Here is a 23,705-nt window from a genome sequence, read left to right as displayed (position 1 = left end):
TACATTTTTTCTCATGGGCGCATGGGATGGATCGGTCTTCGGTAACGACACCGCCGCCGACTGGGCGAGCGACCTGGTCGACGCTGGTTCGGTGGAATCGGTCGTGGACCTCCTCTCGCAAGTGGCCGCGACACCGGAGGACGATGTCCTCGACGCGGACCTCGCCTGCGAAGCACTGGCCGCGGCCGAAGTCGTCGCGGCCGCCGCGGGCAGCCCGGTGGAGGTCGACGAGTACAACGCGGAGGCTCTGACCTGGGGCGAGAAACATCCCGAGCTCGACACCAAGGAGAACCGCGTCCTCGCCATCCTCGCCGCCGAACGCGTCCGCGCCCCCGGCTCCGAACTGCTCGAGCTCTGGCGCGTCACCGACCCCGAACCAGGCGACTGGGACAACTCCATCGACGACCTGGTAGAACGCCTCAGCTGAGCAACCCACCAACGGGTGCCGGCCGGCGTGATGGGTCACGCCGGCCGGCAGTTCGTTAGAGCCCTGCGTCAGCCCTTGTGGATGACGATCTGGCCACCGGAGATGGCGGTGGTCGGGTCGGATCCGTCCGCGGAGCCGATCTGGTTGTCGTAGACGACGGTGCCGCCTGCGGTCTCCCAGACCTTGATCCGGAACCGGTCCGGGCTGGCGTCGGTGGCCGTCAGCATGAAGCTGTAGCCGCTGGCGCCGTTGACGGTCCCGGTTCCCTTGAAGATGGCCTTCTGCCCAGCGACCACGAGCCACTGGTAGTCGTTCGAGTGGAAGTTCAGGTTGCCGGCCTTGAACTGGAACTCGGTACTACCGGTCGGCACCGAGGCGCCGTTCTTGTACTTCGAGACGAAGCCGAAGTTGGCCCGTCCGGTGGCCGTCGGGTCGGCCGGGTAAGCGCCGGCCGGCGAGTCGATCCAGCCGCCGCCGGTGACGAAGCCGCCCTCCGGGTCGTATACGACGACGAAGCCGCAGGTCTCGGTGTCGGTACCGCCGTCGTCATCGGTGACCGTCACGGCGATGTCGTAGATACCGGCGGCCGTGTACTGGTGCGTCGCTCCGACCGGAGACGAAACGCCCGGCACCGGAGTCGTCGTACCGTCGCCCCAGTTCACGGACATCGAGTGGGTGTCGAGCGTGCCCGGGTCGGTGAACGTCCCGGTGAACGACACGTCGGTGTTGACCGCGTTGGGCTGAATCGGGCAGGACGTCAGCGTCAAGGACGGCGCGACGTTCTGGACGGTGACGGTGGTGCTGTCATCGTCGGTGAGCCCGTTGTCGTCCGTCACGGTCAGGGTGACCGCGTCGGCTCCGTCGTCCAGGCCGTTGTAGGTGGCGATGGCGTTACCGGCGTTCGTGAGGGTTCCGACGCCCGCATCGGCGCCGCTCCACGCGTACGAGGTGATAACGCCGTCAGGGTCGTGGCTGCCGGAACCGTCGAGCAGTACCGAGGAGCCTTCCGCAACGCTCTTGTCCGCACCCGCGTCGGCCACCGGCGGCAGGCAGTTCACCGTCACGACGACCGGCGGGAAGTTGACGACGGCGTTCTCGTCGTCGTTGTAGACCACAGACGAGTTGACCGGCAGCGGACCGCACGGCGCCCCTTCGTGCTTGATCTGGTACGTGATCACGAGGTTCTCGTCGGCGAGGTTCGAGCGTGACCAGGTGAAGCCGTTGACGCTCTCGCCACCGATCGATCCGCCGGCCAGGTTCGATGTCACCGAGCCGGGCACCAGGTCCCAGCCCGCCGCCAGCGTCACCGCGACCGACGGATTAGTTGCCCCAGGCACCGATACCGCGGCGACCAGGGTCTCGAGCAGTGCCGCCAGGTCGGCGAAGCTGCCCGCGCTGAAGGTGTTGCTGCTGCCCGGGCCACTCGCGATGGTCTCGAGTGTGGCCTGGCTGACGCCGTCACCGACGCCGACCGCGAAGACGGTCGCCTTGGCCTGCAGGGAGGTCGCGGCCGCTCCGGTCGGATCTCCGCCGTTCGCGTTGCCATCGGTGATGACGATGACGACCTGATTGCGGGCCGGGTCGTCGGCGCCCAGCACCGTGTTGGCCTGGTTGAGTCCACAGGAGATGCAGGTGGTGCCGCCCGCCTGCGGGTTCCCGGTGATGGCATTGCGGACGTCCGTCTCGCTGGTGCTCAGCCCGATGACCGTGTGCGCGGCGGTGGAGAAGCCCACCACGGCCGCCCGTCCGCCGTTGGTGAACAGGCCGTCGTCGGCGACGGCCTCCACCACGTCGTCGGCGAAGGCCTTCAACTGGTTGAACTCACCCCCGTCGATGCTGCCGGACTCGTCCAGCACCAGGACCAGGTCCGTCGGCGTGGATTGGGTGCTGCTCTCGCCGTCCAGCGTGAGCGTGACCGTCGAGACGCCAAACCGGCTCACGGACGTCGGACTGGCCGATGCGCCGGGCGCCGGTGCCGCCGACGCGGTCGGTGCCATCACCACAGTGCCGGCCAAGGCGACCGCAAATGTGCTGACGGCAACTAGTAAACGGTTCTTTCGGGCAGGCTTGCGCCCATGCAGGATTACTGCATGCATGTTTGATTCCCCCTCGGAATCCCCCCACGGGATCAGCGCCTTGCGCGCGATCTCCGCTTCTTACCCCGCTTCGGATCATGGACTGTCGATCAACGACTCGTCAATGACTTAGCGTGTCCAAGCGGTTAACTACCGTCGTCGAGTTCGATCGTTCGAGGCAGCGGCGCGTGTCCGGCCAGGTGCAGCCAGCTGACCAATCGGTGCTCGCGGAGCGCGCGGGTCGAGACCACGATGTCGTTGTGGAACCGCCTGGCCATCTGGACCCGGCGAATGGTGCCGGCGAGCTCACCCGACCAAGGCTCGACCGTCGTACCGGTGAGGGTGGCCGCGATCGCCCGGGTCAGAGCGGACTCGCGTTGTTCCCGATCGTCCTCAGGCGCCGTACGGGCTCGGTGGGCGGCGTCCAGCAACAAAAGGGAGCTGGCCGGATCGAGCACCCCGGCGCCGGCGAGTTCGGCCACCAGGGCGGACCGGCGGGCCAGTTCGGTCTCGAACGACGCTCGGGCGGTCGCGACCCGATGGTGTAACCGGTCCAGCCTCCCCGCGGTCCAGGTCGCATACAACGCCAGCAGCAGTACGACGACAACGACCGCTACCAGCATCCAGGCCCACACACCCCCATTGTGACGGCGGCGGCCCGCGATTACGGGGTGCTGACGTTCCGCGCTGAGCCCGCGACTACGTGCAACGGTCGATCTAGGGTCGGGATATGACCAGCAAAAGTGCCGAGATCGGGGTGATCGGGGGCTCGGGGTTCTACTCGTTCCTGCCTGGCGCGCGGGTCGTCGCGATCGAGACACCATTCGGGCCGCCGAGCGAACCACCCGTAGTCGGTGAGATCGCGGGTCGCCGGGTGGCGTTCATCCCGCGGCATGGGGCCGACCATCGGTTCGCCCCGCATCGGGTGAACTACCGGGCCAATGTGTGGGCTTTGCGTGCGCTTGGCGTTCGGCAGGTGCTGGCGCCGTGCGCGGTCGGCTCCCTGCGGCCCGAGCTCACCCCCGGCACGATCGTGGTGCCGGATCAGCTCGTCGACCGGACGTGGGGTCGTGCACACACCGTGTACGACGAGGAGTCGCCGGTGGTGCACGTCTCCCCCGCGGATCCGTATTGCCCGCGCGGCCGCCGTACGGTCGTTGCCCAGGGCAAGGGGTTGCGTGACGGCGGAACGATGGTGGTGATCAACGGGCCGCGCTTCTCCACGCGGGCGGAGTCACAATGGCATGCGGCACAAGGGTGGTCGCTCGTCGGGATGACCGGTGCGCCCGAGGCGACGATCGCCCGCGAACTCGCGCTCTGCTACACCTCCGTGGCCGTGGTGACCGATCACGACGCGGGCGTCTCCGTCGGCGAAGGTGTCACTCATGCGGAAGTGCTGGCCCAGTTCGGCAAGAGCATCGAGACCTTGAAAGACCTGCTCGCAAAGGTGATCGCCGAGTTACCCGAGACCGACTGCGCCTGCCGGCATTCGCTGGACGGCCTGCCGCTGCCCTTCGAGTTGCCGTGAAGATCCTGCTGACGGGCGGCGCCGGCTTCATCGGGCAGCACGTGCTCAGGCAGATCGTTGCTGACGGCCACCAAGTCGACGTACTCGACTCGCTCCGGTCCGACGTACACAACGAGCCACCACCCTTTGACCTCATCCGTGCCGATATCCGCGATGCCGAGGCGCTCGACCGGGTGCTGCCAGGCGCCGACGCGGCGATCCACCTCGCGGCGAAGGTCGGGCTCGGGGTCGACGTGAACGACCTCGACGACTACGTGAGCACGAACAGCCTTGGTACGGCGGTACTGCTGCGGGCGATGGCGCGTTCCGGCGTACGACGACTGGTCTTCGCGAGTTCGATGGTGGTGTACGGCGAAGGGCATTACGACTGCTCAAGTCACGGGTCTGTCGCCCCTGGGCCGAGGCGGATCGAAGACCTCGAGCGCGGGCTTTTCGAACCACCGTGCCCGGTCTGCGGTCAGCCGTTGCGACCGGGCCTGATCGACGAAGACGCGCGACTGGATCCGCGCAACACGTATGCCGCGACGAAGGTCAACGGCGAGCACCTGGCCGCGTCGTGGGCACGCGAGACGGGTGGCGCCGTGGCCGCGATGCGCTTCCACAACGTGTACGGACCGGGGATGCCGCGCGATACGCCGTACGCCGGCGTTGCCGCGATCTTCCGCTCGGCCTTGGATCGTGGCGAACGCCCTCGCGTCTTCGAGGATGGCCGTCAGCGCAGGGATTTCGTCCATGCCCGGGATGTCGCGTCGGCGGTATCCCTTGCCCTGGGCAACGAGCAGCAGTTTGTTGCCTACAACATCGGCAGCGGCACCGTGCACACCATCGGCGACCTCGCGGCCGAGTTGGCCCGCGCCTACAACGCCGAACCGCCGGTCATCACCGGCCAATACCGCCTGGGCGACGTCCGCCACATCACCGCCTCATCCGCCCGCGCCCGCACCGCCCTCGCCTGGACCCCGACATACGACCTCCCCACCGGCATCAAGGACCTCATCAGTTAAGCGACGGGCACCGGCGGGAGTTCGACCTCGAAGGTGCAGCCGCCGGTGACGTTGGAGACGGCGATTCGGCCTTCGTGGGATTCGACGACGCCGCGAGCGATGGCGAGACCGAGGCCGCCGCCGTTGTCGGACGGGGTGCGCTGGAGATCGCCGCGCCAGCCGATGTCGAACACCCGGTCGAGGTCGTCGGCCGGAATGCCGCCGCAGCCGTCGGTCACCGCGAGCCGGATCCGCCCATCGTTGACGCGGGCAACGGAAAGCCGAACCGTACCGCCCTCATCCGTATGGCGAATCGCGTTGCCGACCAGGTTCGTCACAGCCCGGGTGAGCTCGTCCGCATCACCGTGTACGGCGAGCCGGTCGTCGCCCACCGGGGTATCGACCGTAAGCGTGACACCCGAGGCGCGCGCATGCTCGCACGTCTCGCCCGCGACATCCTCGACGAGTTCGCGCAGGCTCACGGCCGAGCGGCGACGTGGTGCCGGAGCGGCCGACAGGCGAGACAGCTCGAACAGGTCGTCCACCAACCCGGTCATTCGGTCGACCGTCGTCCGCATCTGCCGCAGGGCGCCGGGCACATCCTCGACGACGCCGTCTTCCAGGCCTTCCGAAACGGCCCGCAGCCCGGCCAGCGGCGTACGAAGGTCGTGCGACATGAACGCGACCAGCTCACGCCGACTGGACTCGAGCGCGCGCTCACGCTCCCGGGAGGCGGACAACCGCTGCCGGGTCTTCTCCAGCTCATCCGACAACTCCGCCAACTCGGCCGGCACCGCTAACCCACCGGCCTCGACCGAAGGCCCAGCGTCGTCGCCCAGATCCCGAAGGCGGCGGCCCACGTCGCGAGAGCCCGCGCTGATCCAGTGCCCCAGCAGCACGGACAGACCAATGCCGAGCAGAGCGGCGAAGGCGAGCGTCCACATCACCACCAGCGAGTCGTGGCTGGAGATGAACATGGCCTGCACGTTCTGGATCACGGCCGCCTGCGCCGCGGCCATCGGCACCAGCGCGGCGACGATCATCGTGACCCGCAGCGAGCGCCGCCGGACTCGCCACAACAGCAGTACGCCGAGGCCGGCCACGACCGCCGTGGTCAAAGTGGTGAAGGCGAGGATCGTGAACATGTCCTTCATCCGGCCAACTCCTCCTCAGCCGCGAAGCGATACCCGGTCCGCGGCACGGTCAGCACCAGCCGCGGGTCCGACGGATCGTCCTCGATCTTCTCCCGCAGCCGGCGCACGTGCACGGTCACGGTCGACGAGTCGCCGAAGTCCCAGCCCCACACTCGCCGCAGCAGTTCCGCCTTGGTGAAGGCCTCCCCCGGATGCCCGACCAGGAACGCCAGCAGATCGAACTCCCGATGCGTCAACGACAACGGCTCCCCGTCCAGGAACGCCGTCCGCGCGCCCGTGTCGAGCAAAACGGGCCCACAGGCCAGCTTCTTCGGCGTCAGCACCTGCCCGGCCAACCGCTCTTCCCGCCGCAGCAACGCCTGCACGCGCAACGTGATCTCGCGCGGGCTGAACGGTTTCACCACGTAGTCGTCCGCGCCGACCTCGAGCCCGACGAGCCGGTCCTCCTCCTCGCCGCGCGCCGACAGCATGATCACCGCCGCGCCATCGGCGGCCGCGCGCATCCGGCGCAGCACCTCCAGACCGGACAGCCCGGGCAGCATCACGTCCAGTACGACGACCGAGGGCCGCCACTGCTGCCAGGCATCGACGGCGGCGAGCCCGTCGGCGACCACCCGCGCCTCGTATCCGGCCTTGGTCAGATAGGCAGAAACGACGTTCGACACCGTCGGGTCGTCGTCCACGATGAGCACACGAGTAGCCACGGTCTGAGCGTAGAACCTCAAGCCTTGATCAGACCCGCCAACACCGGTACGTAAGCAAGCCGTCATCGCCCGCAGCCCCCATCCACGCCATCGCGTACCTACGGTCGAAGGGTGAAAGTCGACCTGGTCCTCCCCTGCCTGAACGAGGCCGCAGCCCTGCCCTGGGTGCTCAACCGCCTACCCTCCGGCGTACGCGCGATCGTGGTCGACAACGGCTCCACCGACGACTCCGTCGCGATTGCCCTTAAGCACGGCGCCACCGTCGTCCATTGCGAGCTCAAGGGGTACGGCGCCGCCTGCCACGCGGGCCTCGAAGCCTCGACCGCGCCGATCGTCGCCTTCCTGGATGCCGACGCCTCGCTCGATCCGCGACAGCTCGTCCGGGTCATCGCGCCGATCGAGGCCGGCAGCGCTGACCTGATGCTCGGTCGCCGCAAGCCGGTCTCGCGTCGGGCTTGGCCCTGGCACCTGCGCCTCGCGAATGCCGAACTCGCCCGCCGCATCCGCCGCCGTACTGGTCTGACCTTGCGCGATCTCGGCCCGATGCGAGCGGCCCGGCGTCAGGCTTTGCTCGATCTGGGCATTATCGATCGCCGTTCGGGCTATCCCTTGGAGACCGTCGTACGGGCGTCGGATGCGGGCTGGCGGATCGCTGAGGTGGACGTCGACTACCTGCCGCGGTCAGGTCGTTCCAAGGTCACCGGTACGCCGCTTGGGGCCGCGCGCGCAGTCCGTGACATGAGCAAGGTGCTGGCGACGTGACGTACATCGTGATCGCGAAAGAGCCCGTGCCCGGCCGGGTGAAGACGCGCCTGCAGACCGACTTCACAGCCGCGGAGGCCGCTGCGTTGGCCCGGGCCGCGTTGACCGACACGCTGTACGCCGTTCGCGCCGCCGCCAAGGTCCAGCTGTGCCGAACCGTGCTGGCGCTCGACGGCTCACCCGGCGCGTGGTTGCCGCCGGACTTCGAGGTGGTTTCGCAACGCGGCAGGGGTCTCGCCGAGCGGTTGGCGGCCGCGTTTGAGGACGCCTATCGCGGTGAGCCGATGCTGCTCGTCGGGATGGATACGCCTCAGCTCACGACTCGTCTGCTCACGTACGACTGGACTGGGTACGACGCTGCGCTCGGGCTGACCGAGGACGGGGGTTACTGGGCGATCGGGCTGCGCCATCCGGATCCGCGGGTGTTCGACGGTGTGCCGATGTCCACGGATCACACGGGTGCGGATCAGCTCGATCGACTGGTTGCCCTCGGCTACAAAGTGCGGCTGTTGCCGATGCTTCGTGACGTCGATACGCCGTCGGATGCGATGGCTGTTGCGGCGGCATATCCCGGGTTGCGGATGTCGCGGCTGCATCGGCGTCTGCATGGGTCGGCGCATCCGGCCGTGTTGTTCGAGAAGGCGCTCGCGGGTGAGCGGGTTGTTGCTGTCGGCCCCGATGGTCGCGCCGTGCCGGGGCTGTCCGAGGTCTCCCGCTGGCAGGCGCCCGCCGATGCGGTTGACCGGCTTGCGCTGAGTCGTTGCGAAGGGCCCGTGCTTGATATCGGGTGTGGGCCCGGCCGGATCGTGACAGCCCTTGCGGAGAAGGGGATTCCGGCGCTTGGTGTGGATGTCTCGGCCCAGGCTGTGTTGCTTACCACCGAGCGGGGTGCGCCGGCTTTGCGGCGTCCGGTGCAGGAGCCGTTGCCGGGTGAGGGGCGGTGGGGCACGGTCTTGCTGATGGACGGCAACATCGGGATCGGCGGCGCGCCGGCCGAGCTATTGCGCCGGTGCGCCGAGCTGGTCCGGCCGGCTGGTTTGGTGCTGGTCGAGGTCGACCCCAACGACACGCTGGACGAGACGGCGCCGATCGTCCTGCACAGCAACGGCCGCCGCTCACGTCCATTGCCTTGGGCAAGAGTCGGCAGCCTCGCGGTACTCCGTCACGCCCTCGCCGCCGACCTACTCGCCACGGAAGACTGGCGCGCCAACGGCCGCGCCTTCCTCACCTTCCGCCGTTGCGGAACGCCTGCCACCACCACCTCTTTGCATTCATTCGTCGGAATCCGCCCTCTCCCGCCGCAGACCCGCACCGGTCAGCTTTGATGGAGGGCGGATTCCGACGAATGAATGCAAAGGAGACGTGGTTCGCTGTCGCGAGTGCTGGCTTGTGCACGGCAGTGCTCGTGGCGCGGGCCAACACCTGGTTGCTGCTGGCGGCCACTGTGTTGGTGGTCGGGATCGCCTATCTCGTCACCCGTTGTCCTGCCGGGAAGCACGTGATGCTCGTGCTGGTGATCGGTGCCGTGTTGTGCCAGCTGCCCGGGCTCACGATGCCGCCGCTGTCCAGCTCCGACGCCTACCGCTACGTCTGGGATGGACGTGTCTCGGTATCGGGCAACTCGCCGTACGCGCATGTGCCGCTCGACGACGACCTGGCCCACCTTCGCGATCCCTACCTCTTCCCCGGTCTCGGCCCGAGCGACCGCTCCGGCGTCACCGGCCCACCACGCCTCCCGAACAACCCGGCTGACCTGAACGAGCTGGCGAAGGACGACCCGCGGACCAAGATCAACCGTCCGCAAGTACCAACCATCTACCCGCCGGTCGCCCAGCTCTACTTCGCCGCGGTTGCCCTGGTCACGCCCTGGGACGTAGGCACGCTCGGCCTTCAACTCGCCTCAGCCGCGATGGCCGTACTGCTGACCTGGCTCCTGGCCCGCGAACTACGTGACCGCCGTCGAGACCCACGCTGGGCCCAGCTCTGGGGATGGTCGCCGATGGTCGCGCTCGAAACCGGAAGCGCAGCACACGTCGACGTACTGGCCGCACTCCTGATCGTTGCCGCCGTCATCGTTTTCGCACGCCGCCCAATCATCGCCGCCGCCCTACTAGGCGCCGCCGCCAGCGTAAAACTGCTACCACTTTTGTTGCTCCCGGCATTCACCACCCTGCGACGACGCGATCTCGCGACGCCATTAGTTGCCATCGGCACCTTCATCGCGTCCTACCTGCCGTACGTCCTGGTCTCCGGCAGCCTCGTCATCGGGTTCCTCCCCGGCTACCTCACCCAGGAGAACTTCACCGAACGCTCCGCCGTACTCGGCCTGCTCCTCCCACCCGAGGCCCGCCAACTCCCCGCGGCAGCAATCGCCCTCGGCCTCGCGATCCTGGCCGTACGCCGGCGCCACCAGAACAGCGAACCCGTCGCGGTCACCTGCTGCTGGTTGTACGGCGCGGCGCTGCTCGTCACCACGCCGGCCTATCCCTGGTACGGCCTGCCGCTGATCGCCCTCGCCGTACTCGCGGGCCGGATCGAGTGGCTCGTCGTACCGATGGCCAGCTACGCGGCGTACGCCAACTACGCCGACGGGACTCGGCAGAGCCTGATCTACCTGGCCGCGACCGTGATTGTCCTCACCGCGACGGCACTTCGGTCGACACGGCGTGCTCGCGCTCTCACCGAGCGTCCGAAAGCGCGTAATCCGGTTTGACCCGACTGGCCACCGGCGCCAACACTGAGGTCGCCCGATCACCAAGCGGGCGAATGACGTTCAAGCGACTGATGTTCCAGTGAAAGGCCTCACCCGTGTCCGATCGCCGTACTCCGCGCCTCGCCCTGGCGACCTCCGCCGAGCATCCCGAGTTGCACGAGGACGACCTGCCGCTGCTGCCGGCGCTGCGCGAAGCCGGCCTGGACCCGGTGCCCGCGGTGTGGACCGATCCCTCGATCGACTGGTCGTCGTTCGACGCGGTGTTGCTGCGCTCGGTCTGGGACTATCACGAGCGGTATCTGGAGTTCACCGAGTGGCTCGGGCTGCTCGACAAGGCGGGCGTCCGGCTGCTGAACGACACCGACCTGGTCCGGTGGAACGCGGACAAGCGCTACCTGCTCGAGCTGCGGGAGCGTGGTGTCGCGATCGTGCCGACGCAGATCGCCGCCGGGGCCTGCCTGCGCGAGGTGGTCGGCGGTCTGACCGGCGAGGAGATCGTCGTGAAGCCGACGGTCAGCGCCAGCGCCATGCACACCGTGCGCGGTGTGGCGGGCGGCGACGAGCTGTCCGGCGCGCTGGATGCGCTGCCCGATGGGGCATACCTGGTGCAGCCGTTCCAGCCCGAGATCACGGCCGAGGGTGAGTGGTCGCTGCTCTACTTCGATGGCGAGTTCAGCCATTCGGTGCTGAAGCGGCCGGGCGATGGGGATTTCCGGGTACAGCACCACCTCGGCGGCTCGGTCGCGGCCGCTCCGGTCCCGGCGCCCGCACTCGAGGTTGCTGCCGCCACGCTCGCGGCCCTCGACCTCCGCGTGCCGCCGCTTTACGCGCGGATCGACGGGATCATGTCGGGCGGCCGGTTCCTGCTGATGGAGGCCGAGCTGATCGAGCCTTACCTGTTCCTGCCCGACCACCCGGAGGCGTACGCCCGCTTCGCCCAGGTGACCGCCGCCCGGGTGCTGCAACCCGGTGAAAGCGGTCTGTAAGCGGACTAGACCTACCGTCGCAGTGTCGTCTGGGGACCACTGCGGAGGGACGTCATGCTCACCTGTCCGGCACCGCCGATCAAGCCTGCCGATCGACGACCCGTCGAACGCGCCAACGCGCCCGGCGAGCGCGCTGCCGAGGCCGGCGAGCGCCCGCCCCGGCAGCCCGCCCAAGACACGGGTAGCCGTGTCCCGCGCAACCCGATCGTGCTGTCGTGGTGAGCGACCAGCTGGCCTTCCAGGTGCTTGGGCCCTGGCAGGCACAGCTTGGTACGACGCCTCTGCCGGTCCCGGCCGGGCGGCTGCGCAGCCTGCTGGTGTCGTTGGTATTGGCCGACGGTGAACCGCTCAGCATCGAGACGCTGGCCGAGCAGGTCTGGCCGCAGGGCCAGCCGGCCAAAGTCCGCGCCACTCTGCATACGTACGTCGCCCGCCTCCGCCACCTGGTCGGGCACGAGCGGCTCGTTAGTGGGCCCGGCGGCTATCGGCTGATCGCGAGCGCGGATCTGCACCAGTTCCAGGCGCTGCTCGCGGAGGCGCTGCAGCAGGCCGAATCCGGTGAGACCTCCGGGGAGAGTGAGCTGGAGCTGCTCCGGGCCGCGCTCGCGTTGTGGCGCGGCCGTCCGTTCACGGAGGTCAGCTCGACCTGGCTGGACCAGGAAGTGATCCCGCAACTCACCGACCAGTGGCTGACCGCGACCGAACGCCGCATTGAGCTCGAACTGGCCGCCGCCGGCGACGCAGTAGGCGACGAGCTACTCGACGAGCTGACGGACCTAGCTAGTGAGCACCCGACCCGCGAGCCCGTCGCCGCGCACCTGATCACCGTCCTCCACCGCACCTGTCAGCGAGCCGAGGCCCTGCGCGCCTTCCGCCGGATTCGGGACACGCTGCGCGCCGAGCTGGGCGTGCCCCCGGGGGCCGAGCTACTCGCCCTGCAACGCGCAGTACTGCTTGAAGGCACTCTCCGCACTCCCCCGGTCTCACTCGTCCAACGCGGCCCCCGCCGACTTCCACCCGCCGTACTCGGCTTCACCGGCCGGTACGACGAACTGGCCGCACTGGACGCTCTAGCTGGCACTGGCGTCATAGCGATCGACGGCGCCGCAGGCATCGGTAAGTCCGCCCTCGCGCTCTACTGGGTACACCGGACGGCAGATCGTCTACAGCTCCATCTGGACCTGCGCGGCCATGGCCCCGGTGAGCCGGTCGAACCGGCCGCGGCGATGGCGACCCTGCTGCAGACCCTCGGCATCACCGCTGATCGAGTGCCCGCCCCACTCGACGAACGCGCGGCCCTGCTCAAGTCCGCACTCGCGAATCGGCATGCCGTCATCGTGCTCGACAACGCCCGCGACACCGACCAGGTCGTACCGCTCCTGCCCGGCGGCGACACCCTCGTCATCGTCACCAGTCGCGCCCCACTCGACCTGCCCAGCGCAAAACGTCTAACCGTCGGACCGCTGCCCCCAGACCAAGCCGTCAACTTGCTAGCGGCCACGCCCCCGGCAACCGCCACCGCTCTCTGCAAGGCGTACGGCGGTGTCCCGCTCGCACTAGTCATCGCCGAAGCCTCAGAGACGCTTGGCCACTCTGTAGCGGATGCGGTGACTGCAGCCGTTGCGAGACTTGGGCCGGAGGCTGGGAAGATGTTCGGCCTACTGGCTCTACACCCGGCTACTGGGATCAGCCTTCGGGCGGCAGCCGCTCTCTGGCCGACGTACCGCTTGATCGCGCACGGAACGCGCTTGAGGAACTAGAGGCGGCCAGGCTCGTCTCTAGGAACCAGCCCGATCGGTACGGCCTACACCCGCTCGTACGCGCATGCGCCGGATCACCCCCGGCGGACGCCGTACGACGTCTCCTGGACTGGTACTTGCGTTCAGCCACCAAGGCCGGCCAGGAATGGCTAGAGCGGGAGTTCGACGCCGTACGGTTTATGGCCGAGTGGGCCGCCTGCAACGGGTATCCCGGCTTCACGTGGCGGATCGCGCTAGAGCTCAGCACGTGCGTCGACCGGGTGCTGCCGTGGCGCGAAGCCGTCGAGTTCTACGCCTTGGCGCTCGAGGCGGCCCGGACCGAACGCGAGCCGATCGGCGAGGCGTATCTGCTGAACGCGCTGGGCTGTCTGCATCTGGTCAAGGACGAACGGCTGATGGCCGCGTCGTACTTCGAGCAGGCTTTTACTTGCTTCCGGCAACAGAATCACGCAGCCGGCCAGGAACTGCTGCACGCCAATCTGGCGCTGGTCCACGCCGAACTGGGCGATGCCGACCGGGCCGATCAGCACAGCCGGCAGGCCTCCGGGCGCGCATACCCGGCCGATGGCGAGGTGTGGGGCAGAATCGGCGCGTGACCACGCATCACACCCGCCGATGGCCGGCCTCCCTGGCGGTCATCGCCGTGCTGGTGTTGCAGCTCAAACTCCCGTCGGGCATGACCGCGGGCCCGGCGTGGCTGCTGCCTGCCTGCGAGGCCGCACTGCTGGTGCCGTTGGTGTGGGCCAATCCGATGCACCTGCGCCGCGACGAGCCCTGGCTCCGCTATGTGGCGATCGTGCTGGTCGGCTTCCTGATCGTGGTGAACGGGGTCAACCTGGGCCTGCTGATCGATTACCTGACGGAAGGTGCCGACGGCGCCAGCGGCCGGAATCTGGTCCAGGCGGCCCTGCTGATCTGGGTCACCAACGTGGTGGCGTTCGCGATCGCCTATTGGGAGATCGACCGCGGCGGCGCTTTCGCCCGACTGCCGGATCACCCGCATCCGGCAGACCGGCCCGACTTGTTGTTCCCGCAGATGGCCGGCGGGATCGAGGGCTGGGACGCGAAGACGTGGGTGCCGAGTTTCACCGACTACTTGTTCGTCTCGTTCACCAACGCGACGGCGTTCAGCCCGACCGACACGATGCCGTTGTCGGCCCGGATGAAGATCATGATGGCCGTGCAAGCCGGTATCGCCTTGCTGACCCTGGCCGTCGTCGCCGCGCGCGCCGTCAACGTGCTGTAGGACTTCACAGCGGCGCAATCGGGCGGCAACGTGCGCATCGGAGCATGGTGGCATGACCAGTCCGAGTGCACAGCTGTCCGGAGACATCGTCGCCGGTTTGGCGTGTGACGTGTGCGGCCGCTTCCCGCATCCACGTCGTACTCGCCTGTCCCTGGCCAAACTCCTCGCCGTCCTACCCGTCGAGTTCGCGCTGCATGCGGCCGTGCTCTGGCTGCACCCACCGTTCCTCGTGACCGTGACCAGCCTCGCCGCCATCACCACCGTTCTAGTGATCTGGGTGGTCGAGCCGTCCGCGATGCGCCTGTTCCACCACTGGCTGCACGCGCCCACCACGCAACGGCGATCGGCGGCACACCGTCTGGTCGAGGACGCGCCCGCGCTCTGGCGATTGCGCCTCACCCTCGACGATCGCCCCGGCGCGCTGGAAGCCGTCACCCACGAACTCGCCCAACTCCAGGCGAACATCCTCGGTCTGCACATCCACACGCTGTCCGACGGCGTCTGCGACGAGCTCATCATCTCCAGCCCGAACGTGCTCGGCGCCGACGATCTCGCGGCCGCCGCCCGGGCTGGTGGCGGCCGGGCCGTGCACATCTGGCCGACTACCGCACTGGCGCTGATCGACGGCCAGACTCGCGCGCTCACGCTGTCGGCCCGCGTGGTCGCCGATCCGGGCGAACTCCCGCACGCCATCGCCGATCTGCTCGACGCGCAGATCGTGACCGACCGCCTCACCCTGCACGGGACCAGCCGCCTCGCCGCCGATGACGCGACCGTGCTCAAGGTGCCGTCGCCTTGGAGTGGGTTGTTCGCGTTCGTCCGGCCAGGGAATCCGTTCACGCCGGCCGAATCCGCGCGGGCCAACCGGCTGGCCGAGGTCGCGGAAGTCGCGTCGCTGGCCATCACGCGCACGCCCGGTCCGACGTACGAGCGTCAGGTCTGACGAGCCGCCAGCCATGCCTGATAGAACGCGTCGTAGCTGGGGAATCTGGTCGTGACGGCTTCTTGTACGACGGCGTAGATGGCGTCGCTGCCGCGAAGGGCCTCGCGTTCCAACGTGCCATCAGCGAGCAAGACGAACACAGTGCGCGCCATGACGAAGGTGGTGGTGCGTTCGTCGATCGGTGCGCCCAGGGAGTACTCCTCCGGCGCCATGAACCGGCTCGCGCCGAACATCCGGCCCATCTCGTTGCGGTAGGCACCGAAGTGGTACGTGTCGAGGTCCAGCACGGTCAAACGCCGTGCACCGAAGTCGTACAGCAGGCAGCCGTCGTAGAAGTCGCCCTCGACCCATCCGGCAGAGGTGAGCTTTGCGTGCAGGTCGAACACCTCGTCCAGCGCCTTCAGGATCTGCTCGGCCGGTAAGGCACGGAACCGCTGGTACGCCGTGGCCGGGTCGTCCCGCTGCTCGCGGGTTGTGCCGAGGTGCTCGCCCTCGCGCCATTCGTAGACCAGCACCGGGCCGCCCGGCGACTCGATCACCGCGTGCAATTCGGGCAGCAGCGGATGCGGCACCGCCTCGGCCAACCGGACGGCGTTGCGGAGCAGAGCGACTCGGCCGTCGAAATCGAGGTACGGCGCCTGGTCGGTGGGATCGCCCGCGGTCTTGACGAAATACCGCCCGGCCGGAGCCTTCACGCCGTACGACACATTGCCGGAGTCCTGCGTAGTGGCGTCGAACCGGGCGAACACCACGCCCAGCCCCTCGACGTACTCGGCCGGCCACATCTCGATCTCCGCGGGGAACATCCGCCCATTGTTGATGATCATCGGTCCGAATACGGCTTGTATACAGGTCGTACGCAGGCCGTATTCGGACCGATGAACAGCCACGTGGATGGGTACTGGTTGGGGTGAAGGAGAGAGGTGAGCTGCGATGGGACTGACAGCGGACGGACGGTATCCACCGGGCAGGAAACCGGCCACGGTGAGCGACTCTGATGTGAACGAGGAACTCGAGAAGACCGGCAAGGTCGACGACGACACCCTCGGCCGGGCTCGGATCGAACATGACGAGGGCGCCCAGCCGCAATCGCCGCGAGGCCGGGCCAGTCGCGTCGCGACGGACGCCGACAACCTGCCCGACCATGGCGACGACGACCCGGCCACCTCCCACCCTGGTGGTGTCGAGGCGGCCGACCCGCCAAGCCTCAACACCTGACCCACCCGGAAGCCCCTGAGCCCGTCGCTACAAGAAGCGGCGGGCTCAGCCATCTCCTCTACCGCGGGCGGGCGAAATTGGCCTGTAACGGTCGGCATACTGCCGGACATGGGGGGAGTATGACGAGTACGCCGAGTCCACCGCGCCCGGTGCCACTGCGGGCGGTGTCGGACCAAGAGCGCAGGTTCCGCGAGCTGTTCGCCGGGAACTCCCGCGAGCTCCTCGGCTTCGCGCTGCGCCGGGTGGGATCGCCCGAGGACGCCGCCGATATCGTCGCCGACACGATGCTGGTGGCGTGGCGGCGGATCGGCGACGTACCGGTCGACGGGACCGCACGACTCTGGCTGTACGGCGTTGCGCGGCACGTGATCGCGAACCACCGGCGCGGGCAGACCCGGCGCGAGCGGCTGGGCGAGCGCCTTCGGAACCAACTGGCGCAGTGCCGGCCGCTGGCCCAGGTGACGCCCGACCCGGCCGACGCGGTCGACTCGACGACCGTGATTCGCGCGGCGATGGCTGGCCTGAGCGAGGGTGATCGCGAGTTGCTGATGCTCACCGGATGGGAAGGCCTCGATCCGCGCGAGGTCGCCATCGTGCTCGGCCTCCCGGCACGAACGGTCCGGACCCGGCTGCATCGGGCCCGGACCCGATTACGGAAATCCTTGGGAGACGCTTTCGAGCTAGACGGACATGTACGGGAAGACCAGCACGCGCGACCGATTCAGGAGGAGCGATGAACGACCAAGAGCTCGACCGCCTGATCGCGCGGGCCAACCCGTTCGGCGACGACGCGGTCCGGCGACTGCCGACCGACGATGCCGAGTCCGACTTGTTGGAGGAGATCATGATCACCGCCGAACCCACGCCCGATCGCAAACCGGCGGGCCGCCGCGCGATGGTGCTGGCCGCCGCCGCCGTCGCCGCCGTCGCACTGCTCACGACCTTCGCGGTGAACCGCGGCAACCCGGCCAGTCCCGCACCGGCCGGGCCGGCGGGCACCACCAAGGTCCGCACGGACAGCGCCGAGCGGATGCTGCTCAACGCACCGGGCTGGAAGGTTGAGGACTTCTACGGCGGCGGCGGTTTCGATGGCGGCGAAGTGAAGTTCAAGAACGGCAAGGACAGGCTTCAAGTGCATTGGTACAAGGCCGAGTTGTACAAGTCGTACTACGACGACCGCACCGAGGTCAGCCCGCGGAAGCCGATCGAGATCCTCGGGCAGAAGGGTGCGATGGTCACCTACAACGAGGGGGACTACTCCTCGATGCTGCCGCCCAAGGGCAAGTATTTCCTCGAGATCCGTGGTGGCGCAGGTCCTTCGGAGCAGGCCTACCGCGACCTGGTCGCCAAGCTGTACGCGGTCAACACCGATACCTTCGTGGACGCCCTGCCGGGCACGGTCATCAAGCCCTCGGAGGCGGAGAAGGTGATCGATGCGATGCTGTCCGACATGCCGGTCCCGTCGGGTCTGGACCGCGAGAAGCTCTACAGCGCAACGCCGAACGCCCGCTACCACGTGGCCGCCGACGTCACTTCCGCGGTCAGCTGCAACTGGATCGACAAGTGGATCAAGGCGAAGAAGGCCGGTGACACCGCCGGTATGAAGGCCGCCGTCGACGCGATGAACACCAGCAAGTCCTGGAAGATCCTCAAGGACATCGAGAAGGAAGGCGCCTGGTCGTCGGCCATCTGGGAACTTGCGGACGCACTCGCCGCCGGCAAGAACCCCGCGGACTACAAGTCGGGCATCGGCTGCCAGTAGACCCGCAAAGAGGTCCTGCGTGAAGAGGTCCTGCGCGAGGGGGTGCGCAGGACCTCTTCAAGCGGTATCGGTCGGGTCAGTCGTCGAGGCCGGTCGCCTCGGCCACGTCATCCCACCGGACGAACTTGAAGTTGGTATTCGCCCGCACCTCGCCATCGGGGTCGACCACATCCGGCCCGTTGTGCCCGTCCTGCACGACCAGCAGTCCCTTGGGATAAGCACTACCGAACGACGCGTTCGCCACCATCGCCCCGTCGCACTCCTCCGAACCGTCAACACCCTTGGGCCCAATGCGGAAGTTCGTGAGATAGCGGTTCCGGCCCTCGCGGTCGTACGCCACGAATGTGTTGTCGCCCTGGCTCGACGCCAGCAGGTATCCCTCGCCATCACCGTCGTCGAAGATCGTCAGCCCCTCGACATCGGCCGCGATCCGTGTACCACCGAAGCCGGGATCAGCGCCGTACGTGCACTCGTCGGTTTCGGCGTCATACGTGCCGGGCACGCCGAACGAGCGCACCTTGTCGACCAGCGTGGGCGTACCGGTCAGGTTCGACGAGACCTTCCAGATGCCGACGTCCTCCTGCCCGGCGTACAGCTTGCCGGCGTACACGTCGAAGACCATGCCTTCAACCTGCGGAGTCGAACCCGGCTCGTCACACGGGCGCCACGAAACCCCGTTCGGCAGTTGGAACGACGCCGGCAGGTTGATCGTGCGAACGGGCGTGTAGGTGATCGTCGAACCGCGCACCACGAGCTCGACCAGCTTGAGCGTGGTGTTGTTGCGCTGGCTGGCGACCGCGTAATGCTTGCCAGTCGCCTTGTCCGTGTACGACGCGAGGCCGTACGCGGTGTTCTGGTCTTCGACGTCCGCCTCGGTCGGCGAGAACATCCGCGGCACGTTCGACGCCGTGACGTCGGTCAGCGGTGCGGCCGGATTGGCCGGTTTGATCCGGTACGTGCGGATCCGGTCCCGGCCGCGATCGGAAACGACGGCCACATCCGCCGTACCGTCGGGGAACCGCACTCCGCTGAGCAGGTCGACGTTGTTGAACCGGCCAGTCTCCAGCCCGGGCCCGGGGGCCGGCGGCACCGCGAAAGCCTGCACCTGTACGCCGGACAGGTTGTAGACCTTCAACCCGCCTTCCTTGGCCGTGGTGATGACCAGGCTCTGGCTTGGCCGGGCGTTGTTGCGCCAGATGGCCGGATCATCCGCGTCGGCATTGCCGCCGGCCTCGTCGTCGAACTGGGCCGGGGTCTCGGTCACCGCGTGAATCGTCGCGATCGTATGCCGGGCACCGATCGACGCGCTCGAAGCGGTCGCCGGCGCGACTCCTGCGATGGCGACGGCAGCACAACCGGCAAGAGCAAAACCGCAACGAATGCGGCCGATTTCAGGCATGGGTATCTCCCTCGAGGGCGGTAGATGAGGGACTGTATTGGCGAAGTGGGCCTGGAAGATATCGTCCTGGCCCCGGACAGCCAAGCATTCAGATCGGCGTAACCTGGCGTCCATGCCGACTGACCTTGCGTTGATCGCCTACTCGTCCCAGTTGCGGAAGATCGCCGCCGACGCCACCCGGCTGGTCGCCGCGGACCTGGTGACCGCGTTCCGCGCGACCATGGACATCGACTTCAAGCGCGACCAGCACGACCCGGTCACCGTGCACGACAAACGCGCCGAGCAGCGGATCGCGGAGCACCTCACGGCGGCCGTCCCCGGCAGCGCCATCATGGGCGAGGAAGGCGGCCTGCGGGCCGGCGACTCCGGCGTCACCTGGTACGTCGATCCGATCGACGGCACCGCCAACTTCGCACACGGTCTGGCCTTCTTCTGTACGTCGATCGGTGCCGTGGTGGACGGCGTCATCGTGGCCGGAGCGGTGCTCGATCCGATGGCGGACACCTTGTTCACCGCCGACCTGGAAGGCGCCTATCTCAACGGCGAGCCGATCCGCTCGACTGGTGTGACCGACGAGGCCCGGGCAATGCTGATCACGAGCTATCCCGACTCGCGCAGTGTGGTCAACGACGGCCCGGACGGACTGGCGATGTACGCCGAGCTGGTCACGGCGTACGGCACCGTGCGTCGTCCGGGTAGTGCCGCGTTGAGCCTCGCGCACGTCGCGGCCGGGTGGGCCGACGCGACGCTCGGGACTTCGGTGAGCGCGTGGGACATCTGCGCCGCGAAGCTCATCGTCGAGCAGGCCGGCGGGAGCTACCACGGGTTCGGTGGCGAGGGGTGGGACCAGCCGGGTTATGCCGCTTACACGGGACAGCTCCGTCCGGAAGCGTTGCGGAAGTTCGTCTCCACCTACAGCTCGTCGTACGGCTTCCCCGGCGGCCAGGTCGGGTCGCAGTGGTAGCGGCTTTGCGGCTGTTGCGTTGGCCGTGGCTGGTCACTGATCTGGACGGGACTCTCGTCGCCCGCGATCTCGCGATCCCCGAGCGCAACCTCATCGCCGTACGCCGCTATCGCGAGGCCGGCGGCACCGTCATCATCGCGACCGGCCGGAACGAGGTCTCCGCCGGGCGATACCACGCGCAGTTGGAGCTCGACACCCCGCTGATCCTCTACAACGGCGCGCGCATCGTCGAACCGGACGGCACGCGATTGCTCGATCTCACCCTTGGTACGTCGACCGCGCGAGCCTGCTACGAGCTCGTGCTGCCAGTGCTTCCCGACGAGGTCGGCGCAGTCGGGTTCGTCGACACTGTGGCGTATGCGCTCAAGCCCGCGGAGGCGTTGAGCCGGTACGCGGCCAGAGACCAGCTCCAGCTGCTGACGGGACCACCTCCGGATGACCTCACAAAGGTCATGCTGATCGCCTCGGAGCCCGAGCTAGATCGACTCGAGCCGCTGGTCGCCGGGCTGCTGCCGAAGTCACGCCAAGTCAGGTCCGAACGTACCTACCTAGAGATCCTCCCGGCCCAAGCCACCAAGGGAGCCGCGCTATTGCGGCTGACCGAGTTGCTGGGCATCCCGCTAACCGGCGTCGCCGCGATCGGCGACAACCCAAACGACCTAGAGCTGATCGAGACGGCCGACCTGAGCGCCGTCCCGGCCGATGGTCATCCCGAGTTGGTCCGGATCGCCGATGCCGTGATGGGCCCGTGCGCCACCGGAGCCGTCGCCGACCTGATCGCCCTGATCGACCTGATCACGCGAACCCCGCCCCTGGCAGCACCCCACTCCCCCACCCACTGACTCCTCGTCGTGCGGATGGGCTACTGGCCCCTCACCCCGCGCCACAGTCGGACGCGAAATGCGGCCCGCCCGTACCCCCTGCCACGGTCGGACGCGGAATGCGAACGTCCAGGCGACACAAGGAGGCACCTCGCGGGAAGGTTTTGCGACTCTTCTGACTCATCCGTGGGTCGTCGCGTACATACTCGGGCGCTCAGGCGATCACCGGGTGGATGCTGCCTGCGACGCTTGGACGCTCGCCGATGGGCTGCCGTGGCGGTCGGGGGCGGACGGCCAGCACTACACAAGTCCGTTTTTCCCCCGTTTGAATGGTTTCAGGTGTGGGTTATGTAGTGCTGGCGGTCCGCTTTGTGGGGTGGTTAGGGCGGGGGGAGCAAGTCGGCGTACGACGTGGGGGCCCAGGAGGCGACGACCTTTGGGCGCAGGCGGGCGCCTAGGCGGGTGTAGAAGCGTTGGGCTTGGTCGTTTTCGGGGCGCATTCCCCAGGTGATGGTGAGGTTGTCGGGTTGGGCGTAGCGGGCGAGTTCGATCATCAGTTCGCGGCCGACGCCGGAGTCGCGGAACGCCTTGCGTACGTAGAGGTCGTCGAGCGCGAGCACCTCCCCACCTGTCCACAAATACGGTCGGCGCAGGGCCGAGACGTACCCCATCCCCTCGCCGGCGCGCTCGGCCAGCAGCACGATCACGTCATCGCGGCCGAGCAGCTCGCGCCAGTGGTCCACGGTGACCAGGACGAACTCGCCCTCGTCCTGGTGGTCCGCGAGTTCGCCGAGCATCTCCCTCACCAGGCCCGCGTCATCGGGACCTGCTCGGCGGATGTCATTCTTGTTCATTCTCAACTCCATCAGTGGGCGTGGGCGTGGGCGGCCGCGGGCTTGCCGGCCGGAACGACGAGCACGGCGAGTACGGCGGAAACCGCGGCCGTGATCGCGGCGAACGCGAATCCGCGCGTGAAGCCCTCATCACTCGTCCCGGCGATACTCGCGGCCGCGATGCTCGAGACGACCGCGACACCGAGCGCCGCGCCGAACTCGTGGAACGTACTCAGCAGGCCGGACGCCAACCCCGCCTCGTGGTGCTCGACCTGCGCCAGCGTGGTGGTGGAGGCCGCAACGAACGCGGCACCGATACCCGCGGCCGCAACGCTGATCCCGGCCACGACAACGGCCGAACCCGCCCAGAGAGCCGGAACGCCAGTCCCAACCGCGGCAATCAAAAGTCCGGCCAACGCGATCGGTCGTGCGCCAACCCGACCAATGTTCTGGCCGGCCGTGTGCGCGCCAATGGTCGTTGCCACCGCGACCGGCAGGAAGAGCAGACCCGTGCGCAGAGCGCCGTACCCCTGCAGGTGCTGGAGGTAGAACGAGCCGAGGAAGAAGACCGCGATCATCAAAGCGGTCGCCACGAGAATGAGAAAGGTGCCTGCGGCAACGGGACGCCTGGTCAGGATGCGCAGATCCATCAGCGGCGACCGTACGACCTGCTGCGAGAACGCGAAGACGCCGTACAGCACGACTGCGCCGGCCAAAGTGCCGAGAGTGGCGAGGCTGACCCAACCGCGATCGCCCGCGTTGATCAAGGCATAGATCGCCGTGCCGGTGGCAGCGGTGACGAGGATTGCGCCGAGTACGTCGAGGCGGGCGCGATCCGGCGCCGGCTGGTCGGCGGGAAGCGTGCGGCTCAGCAGCGCGAAGACGACCACACCGATCGGGACGTTGACGTAGAACACCCACTGCCAACCCGGCCCAGCGGTCAGTACGCCGCCAAGCAATACGCCGATCGCGGAACCACCGCCGCCGAGTGCGGACCAGATGCCGAGCGCCTTGTTCCGCTCGTCACCGTGGAAGGTCTTGGTCACCACCGACAGCGCGGCCGGCGAGAGAATCGCGGCGCCGATGCCCTGGGCGATCCGGCCGCCGATGATCATCGCCGCACCACCCGCAAGCCCGGTCACCAGCGATGCCGCGGTGAACACCAGTAGCCCGGTGAGCACCACCCGGCGGGTGCCGAACAGGTCTGCCGCCCGGCCGCCGAGCAGCATCAAGCCGCCGAACATCAGGGTGTACGCGCTCACCACCCAGGTCAGCGTGCCGCGAGCCAGGCCGAGGTCGGCGCCGATATGCGGAAGCGCGATCGCCACCACGGTGACATCGAGGATGAGCATGAACTGCGCGGCACCGAGCAGTGCAAGCAGACGCCACCGACGTGGGTCCAGGGTCGGGTCGGACATGGCGGCAAC

The 23,705-nt window shown here is 68.1% G+C and carries 24 protein-coding genes; 16 read left to right on the top strand and 8 right to left on the bottom strand.

The genetic code is table 11. The annotated features are described in order from the left end of the window. The first annotated feature begins 13 nt into the window (after positions 1 to 13). Positions 14 to 427, top strand: coding sequence for a DUF4259 domain-containing protein (locus OG394_RS01495; RefSeq protein ID WP_328992920.1), 414 nt, complete (start codon positions 14 to 16; stop codon positions 425 to 427). 68 nt (positions 428 to 495) lie between these two features. Here the strand turns inward: OG394_RS01495 and OG394_RS01490 are convergent, their stop codons facing one another. Beyond that, positions 496 to 2,523, bottom strand: a complete 2,028-nt coding sequence (locus OG394_RS01490) for a VWA domain-containing protein (protein WP_328992918.1) — start codon at positions 2,521 to 2,523, stop codon at positions 496 to 498. A 125-nt stretch (positions 2,524 to 2,648) separates the two neighbouring features. Further along, entirely contained in the window at positions 2,649 to 3,137 is a 489-nt protein-coding gene (locus OG394_RS01485) for a hypothetical protein (protein WP_328992917.1), read from the bottom strand. A 95-nt stretch (positions 3,138 to 3,232) separates the two neighbouring features. On the opposite strand from OG394_RS01485, the gene OG394_RS01480 reads away from it, so the two are divergent. Further along, on the top strand, positions 3,233 to 4,030 hold the full coding sequence (locus OG394_RS01480) for an S-methyl-5'-thioadenosine phosphorylase (RefSeq protein ID WP_328992915.1): 798 nt from the start codon (positions 3,233 to 3,235) through the stop codon (positions 4,028 to 4,030). Then, positions 4,027 to 5,034, top strand: coding sequence for an NAD-dependent epimerase/dehydratase family protein (locus OG394_RS01475; RefSeq protein ID WP_328992914.1), 1,008 nt, complete (start codon positions 4,027 to 4,029; stop codon positions 5,032 to 5,034). Before OG394_RS01480 ends, OG394_RS01475 begins: the two co-directional genes overlap by 4 nt. On the opposite strand, the gene OG394_RS01470 is transcribed toward OG394_RS01475, so the two are convergent. Together OG394_RS01470 and OG394_RS01465 are read right to left on the bottom strand one after the other, a co-directional pair. Further along, positions 5,031 to 6,167 (bottom strand): sensor histidine kinase, encoded by a 1,137-nt coding sequence (locus tag OG394_RS01470; protein WP_328992913.1) that lies wholly within the window; start codon positions 6,165 to 6,167, stop codon positions 5,031 to 5,033. The genes OG394_RS01475 and OG394_RS01470 overlap by 4 nt on opposite strands. Continuing rightward, on the bottom strand, positions 6,164 to 6,871 hold the full coding sequence (locus OG394_RS01465; RefSeq protein WP_328992911.1) for a response regulator transcription factor: 708 nt from the start codon (positions 6,869 to 6,871) through the stop codon (positions 6,164 to 6,166). Before OG394_RS01465 ends, OG394_RS01470 begins: the two co-directional genes overlap by 4 nt. 111 nt (positions 6,872 to 6,982) lie before the next feature. On the opposite strand from OG394_RS01465, the gene OG394_RS01460 reads away from it, so the two are divergent. The 8 genes from OG394_RS01460 to OG394_RS01425 all read left to right on the top strand — a co-directional run bounded on the left by OG394_RS01460 (position 6,983) and on the right by OG394_RS01425 (position 15,281). Beyond that, entirely contained in the window at positions 6,983 to 7,633 is a 651-nt protein-coding gene (locus OG394_RS01460) for a glycosyltransferase family 2 protein (protein WP_328992909.1), read from the top strand. Next, positions 7,630 to 8,958 carry a DUF2064 domain-containing protein gene (locus OG394_RS01455; protein WP_328992908.1) on the top strand — a complete coding sequence of 443 codons (1,329 nt, stop codon included), beginning with the start codon at positions 7,630 to 7,632 and terminating at the stop codon, positions 8,956 to 8,958. Before OG394_RS01460 ends, OG394_RS01455 begins: the two co-directional genes overlap by 4 nt. A gap of 20 nt (positions 8,959 to 8,978) precedes the next feature. Next, positions 8,979 to 10,346, top strand: a complete 1,368-nt coding sequence (locus OG394_RS01450) for a glycosyltransferase 87 family protein (protein ID WP_328992906.1) — start codon at positions 8,979 to 8,981, stop codon at positions 10,344 to 10,346. Between the two features lie 95 nt (positions 10,347 to 10,441). Then, complete coding sequence (locus OG394_RS01445) at positions 10,442 to 11,332, top strand: ATP-grasp domain-containing protein (RefSeq protein WP_328992905.1); 891 nt, start codon at positions 10,442 to 10,444, stop codon at positions 11,330 to 11,332. A gap of 218 nt (positions 11,333 to 11,550) precedes the next feature. Further along, on the top strand, positions 11,551 to 13,092 hold the full coding sequence (locus OG394_RS01440; RefSeq protein ID WP_328992904.1) for an AfsR/SARP family transcriptional regulator: 1,542 nt from the start codon (positions 11,551 to 11,553) through the stop codon (positions 13,090 to 13,092). Positions 13,093 to 13,208: 116 nt separating this feature from the next. Then, on the top strand, positions 13,209 to 13,688 hold the full coding sequence (locus tag OG394_RS01435; RefSeq protein WP_328992903.1) for a hypothetical protein: 480 nt from the start codon (positions 13,209 to 13,211) through the stop codon (positions 13,686 to 13,688). Continuing rightward, complete coding sequence (locus OG394_RS01430) at positions 13,685 to 14,338, top strand: hypothetical protein (protein WP_328992902.1); 654 nt, start codon at positions 13,685 to 13,687, stop codon at positions 14,336 to 14,338. The genes OG394_RS01435 and OG394_RS01430 overlap by 4 nt, the downstream gene beginning before the upstream one ends. 52 nt (positions 14,339 to 14,390) lie before the next feature. Beyond that, positions 14,391 to 15,281, top strand: coding sequence for an amino acid-binding protein (locus OG394_RS01425; protein ID WP_328992901.1), 891 nt, complete (start codon positions 14,391 to 14,393; stop codon positions 15,279 to 15,281). Here the strand turns inward: OG394_RS01425 and OG394_RS01420 are convergent. Continuing rightward, complete coding sequence (locus OG394_RS01420; protein ID WP_328992900.1) at positions 15,272 to 16,108, bottom strand: hypothetical protein; 837 nt, start codon at positions 16,106 to 16,108, stop codon at positions 15,272 to 15,274. The two genes, OG394_RS01425 and OG394_RS01420, sit on opposite strands and share 10 nt — an antisense overlap. 157 nt (positions 16,109 to 16,265) lie before the next feature. Here OG394_RS01420 and OG394_RS01415 point away from each other — a divergent pair, with 157 nt between their 5' ends. From OG394_RS01415 to OG394_RS01405, 3 genes are all read left to right on the top strand, one after another. After that, a complete protein-coding gene (locus tag OG394_RS01415; protein ID WP_328992899.1) occupies positions 16,266 to 16,499 on the top strand; it encodes a hypothetical protein in 234 nt (77 codons plus the stop codon). A 119-nt stretch (positions 16,500 to 16,618) separates the two neighbouring features. Further along, on the top strand, positions 16,619 to 17,236 hold the full coding sequence (locus tag OG394_RS01410) for an RNA polymerase sigma factor (protein WP_328992897.1): 618 nt from the start codon (positions 16,619 to 16,621) through the stop codon (positions 17,234 to 17,236). Further along, entirely contained in the window at positions 17,233 to 18,261 is a 1,029-nt protein-coding gene (locus OG394_RS01405; protein ID WP_328992896.1) for a hypothetical protein, read from the top strand. The genes OG394_RS01410 and OG394_RS01405 overlap by 4 nt, the downstream gene beginning before the upstream one ends. A gap of 76 nt (positions 18,262 to 18,337) precedes the next feature. On the opposite strand, the gene OG394_RS01400 is transcribed toward OG394_RS01405, so the two are convergent. After that, complete coding sequence (locus OG394_RS01400) at positions 18,338 to 19,660, bottom strand: phytase (protein ID WP_328992895.1); 1,323 nt, start codon at positions 19,658 to 19,660, stop codon at positions 18,338 to 18,340. Positions 19,661 to 19,772: 112 nt separating this feature from the next. Here OG394_RS01400 and OG394_RS01395 point away from each other — a divergent pair, with 112 nt between their 5' ends. After that, positions 19,773 to 20,624, top strand: a complete 852-nt coding sequence (locus tag OG394_RS01395) for an inositol monophosphatase family protein (RefSeq protein WP_328992894.1) — start codon at positions 19,773 to 19,775, stop codon at positions 20,622 to 20,624. Positions 20,625 to 20,629: 5 nt separating this feature from the next. Continuing rightward, entirely contained in the window at positions 20,630 to 21,466 is an 837-nt protein-coding gene (locus OG394_RS01390) for an HAD hydrolase family protein (RefSeq protein ID WP_328992893.1), read from the top strand. Between the two features lie 359 nt (positions 21,467 to 21,825). On the opposite strand, the gene OG394_RS01385 is transcribed toward OG394_RS01390, so the two are convergent. Both OG394_RS01385 and OG394_RS01380 read right to left on the bottom strand, forming a co-directional pair. Beyond that, positions 21,826 to 22,299, bottom strand: coding sequence for a GNAT family N-acetyltransferase (locus OG394_RS01385; RefSeq protein ID WP_328992892.1), 474 nt, complete (start codon positions 22,297 to 22,299; stop codon positions 21,826 to 21,828). Positions 22,300 to 22,310: 11 nt separating this feature from the next. Beyond that, a complete protein-coding gene (locus OG394_RS01380) occupies positions 22,311 to 23,696 on the bottom strand; it encodes an MFS transporter (RefSeq protein ID WP_328992891.1) in 1,386 nt (461 codons plus the stop codon). Positions 23,697 to 23,705 lie beyond the last annotated feature (9 nt).

This window comes from Kribbella sp. NBC_01245, from assembly GCF_036226525.1.
GTDB lineage: Bacteria > Actinomycetota > Actinomycetes > Propionibacteriales > Kribbellaceae > Kribbella.
This window is presented reverse-complemented; position numbering and strand designations above follow the sequence as displayed.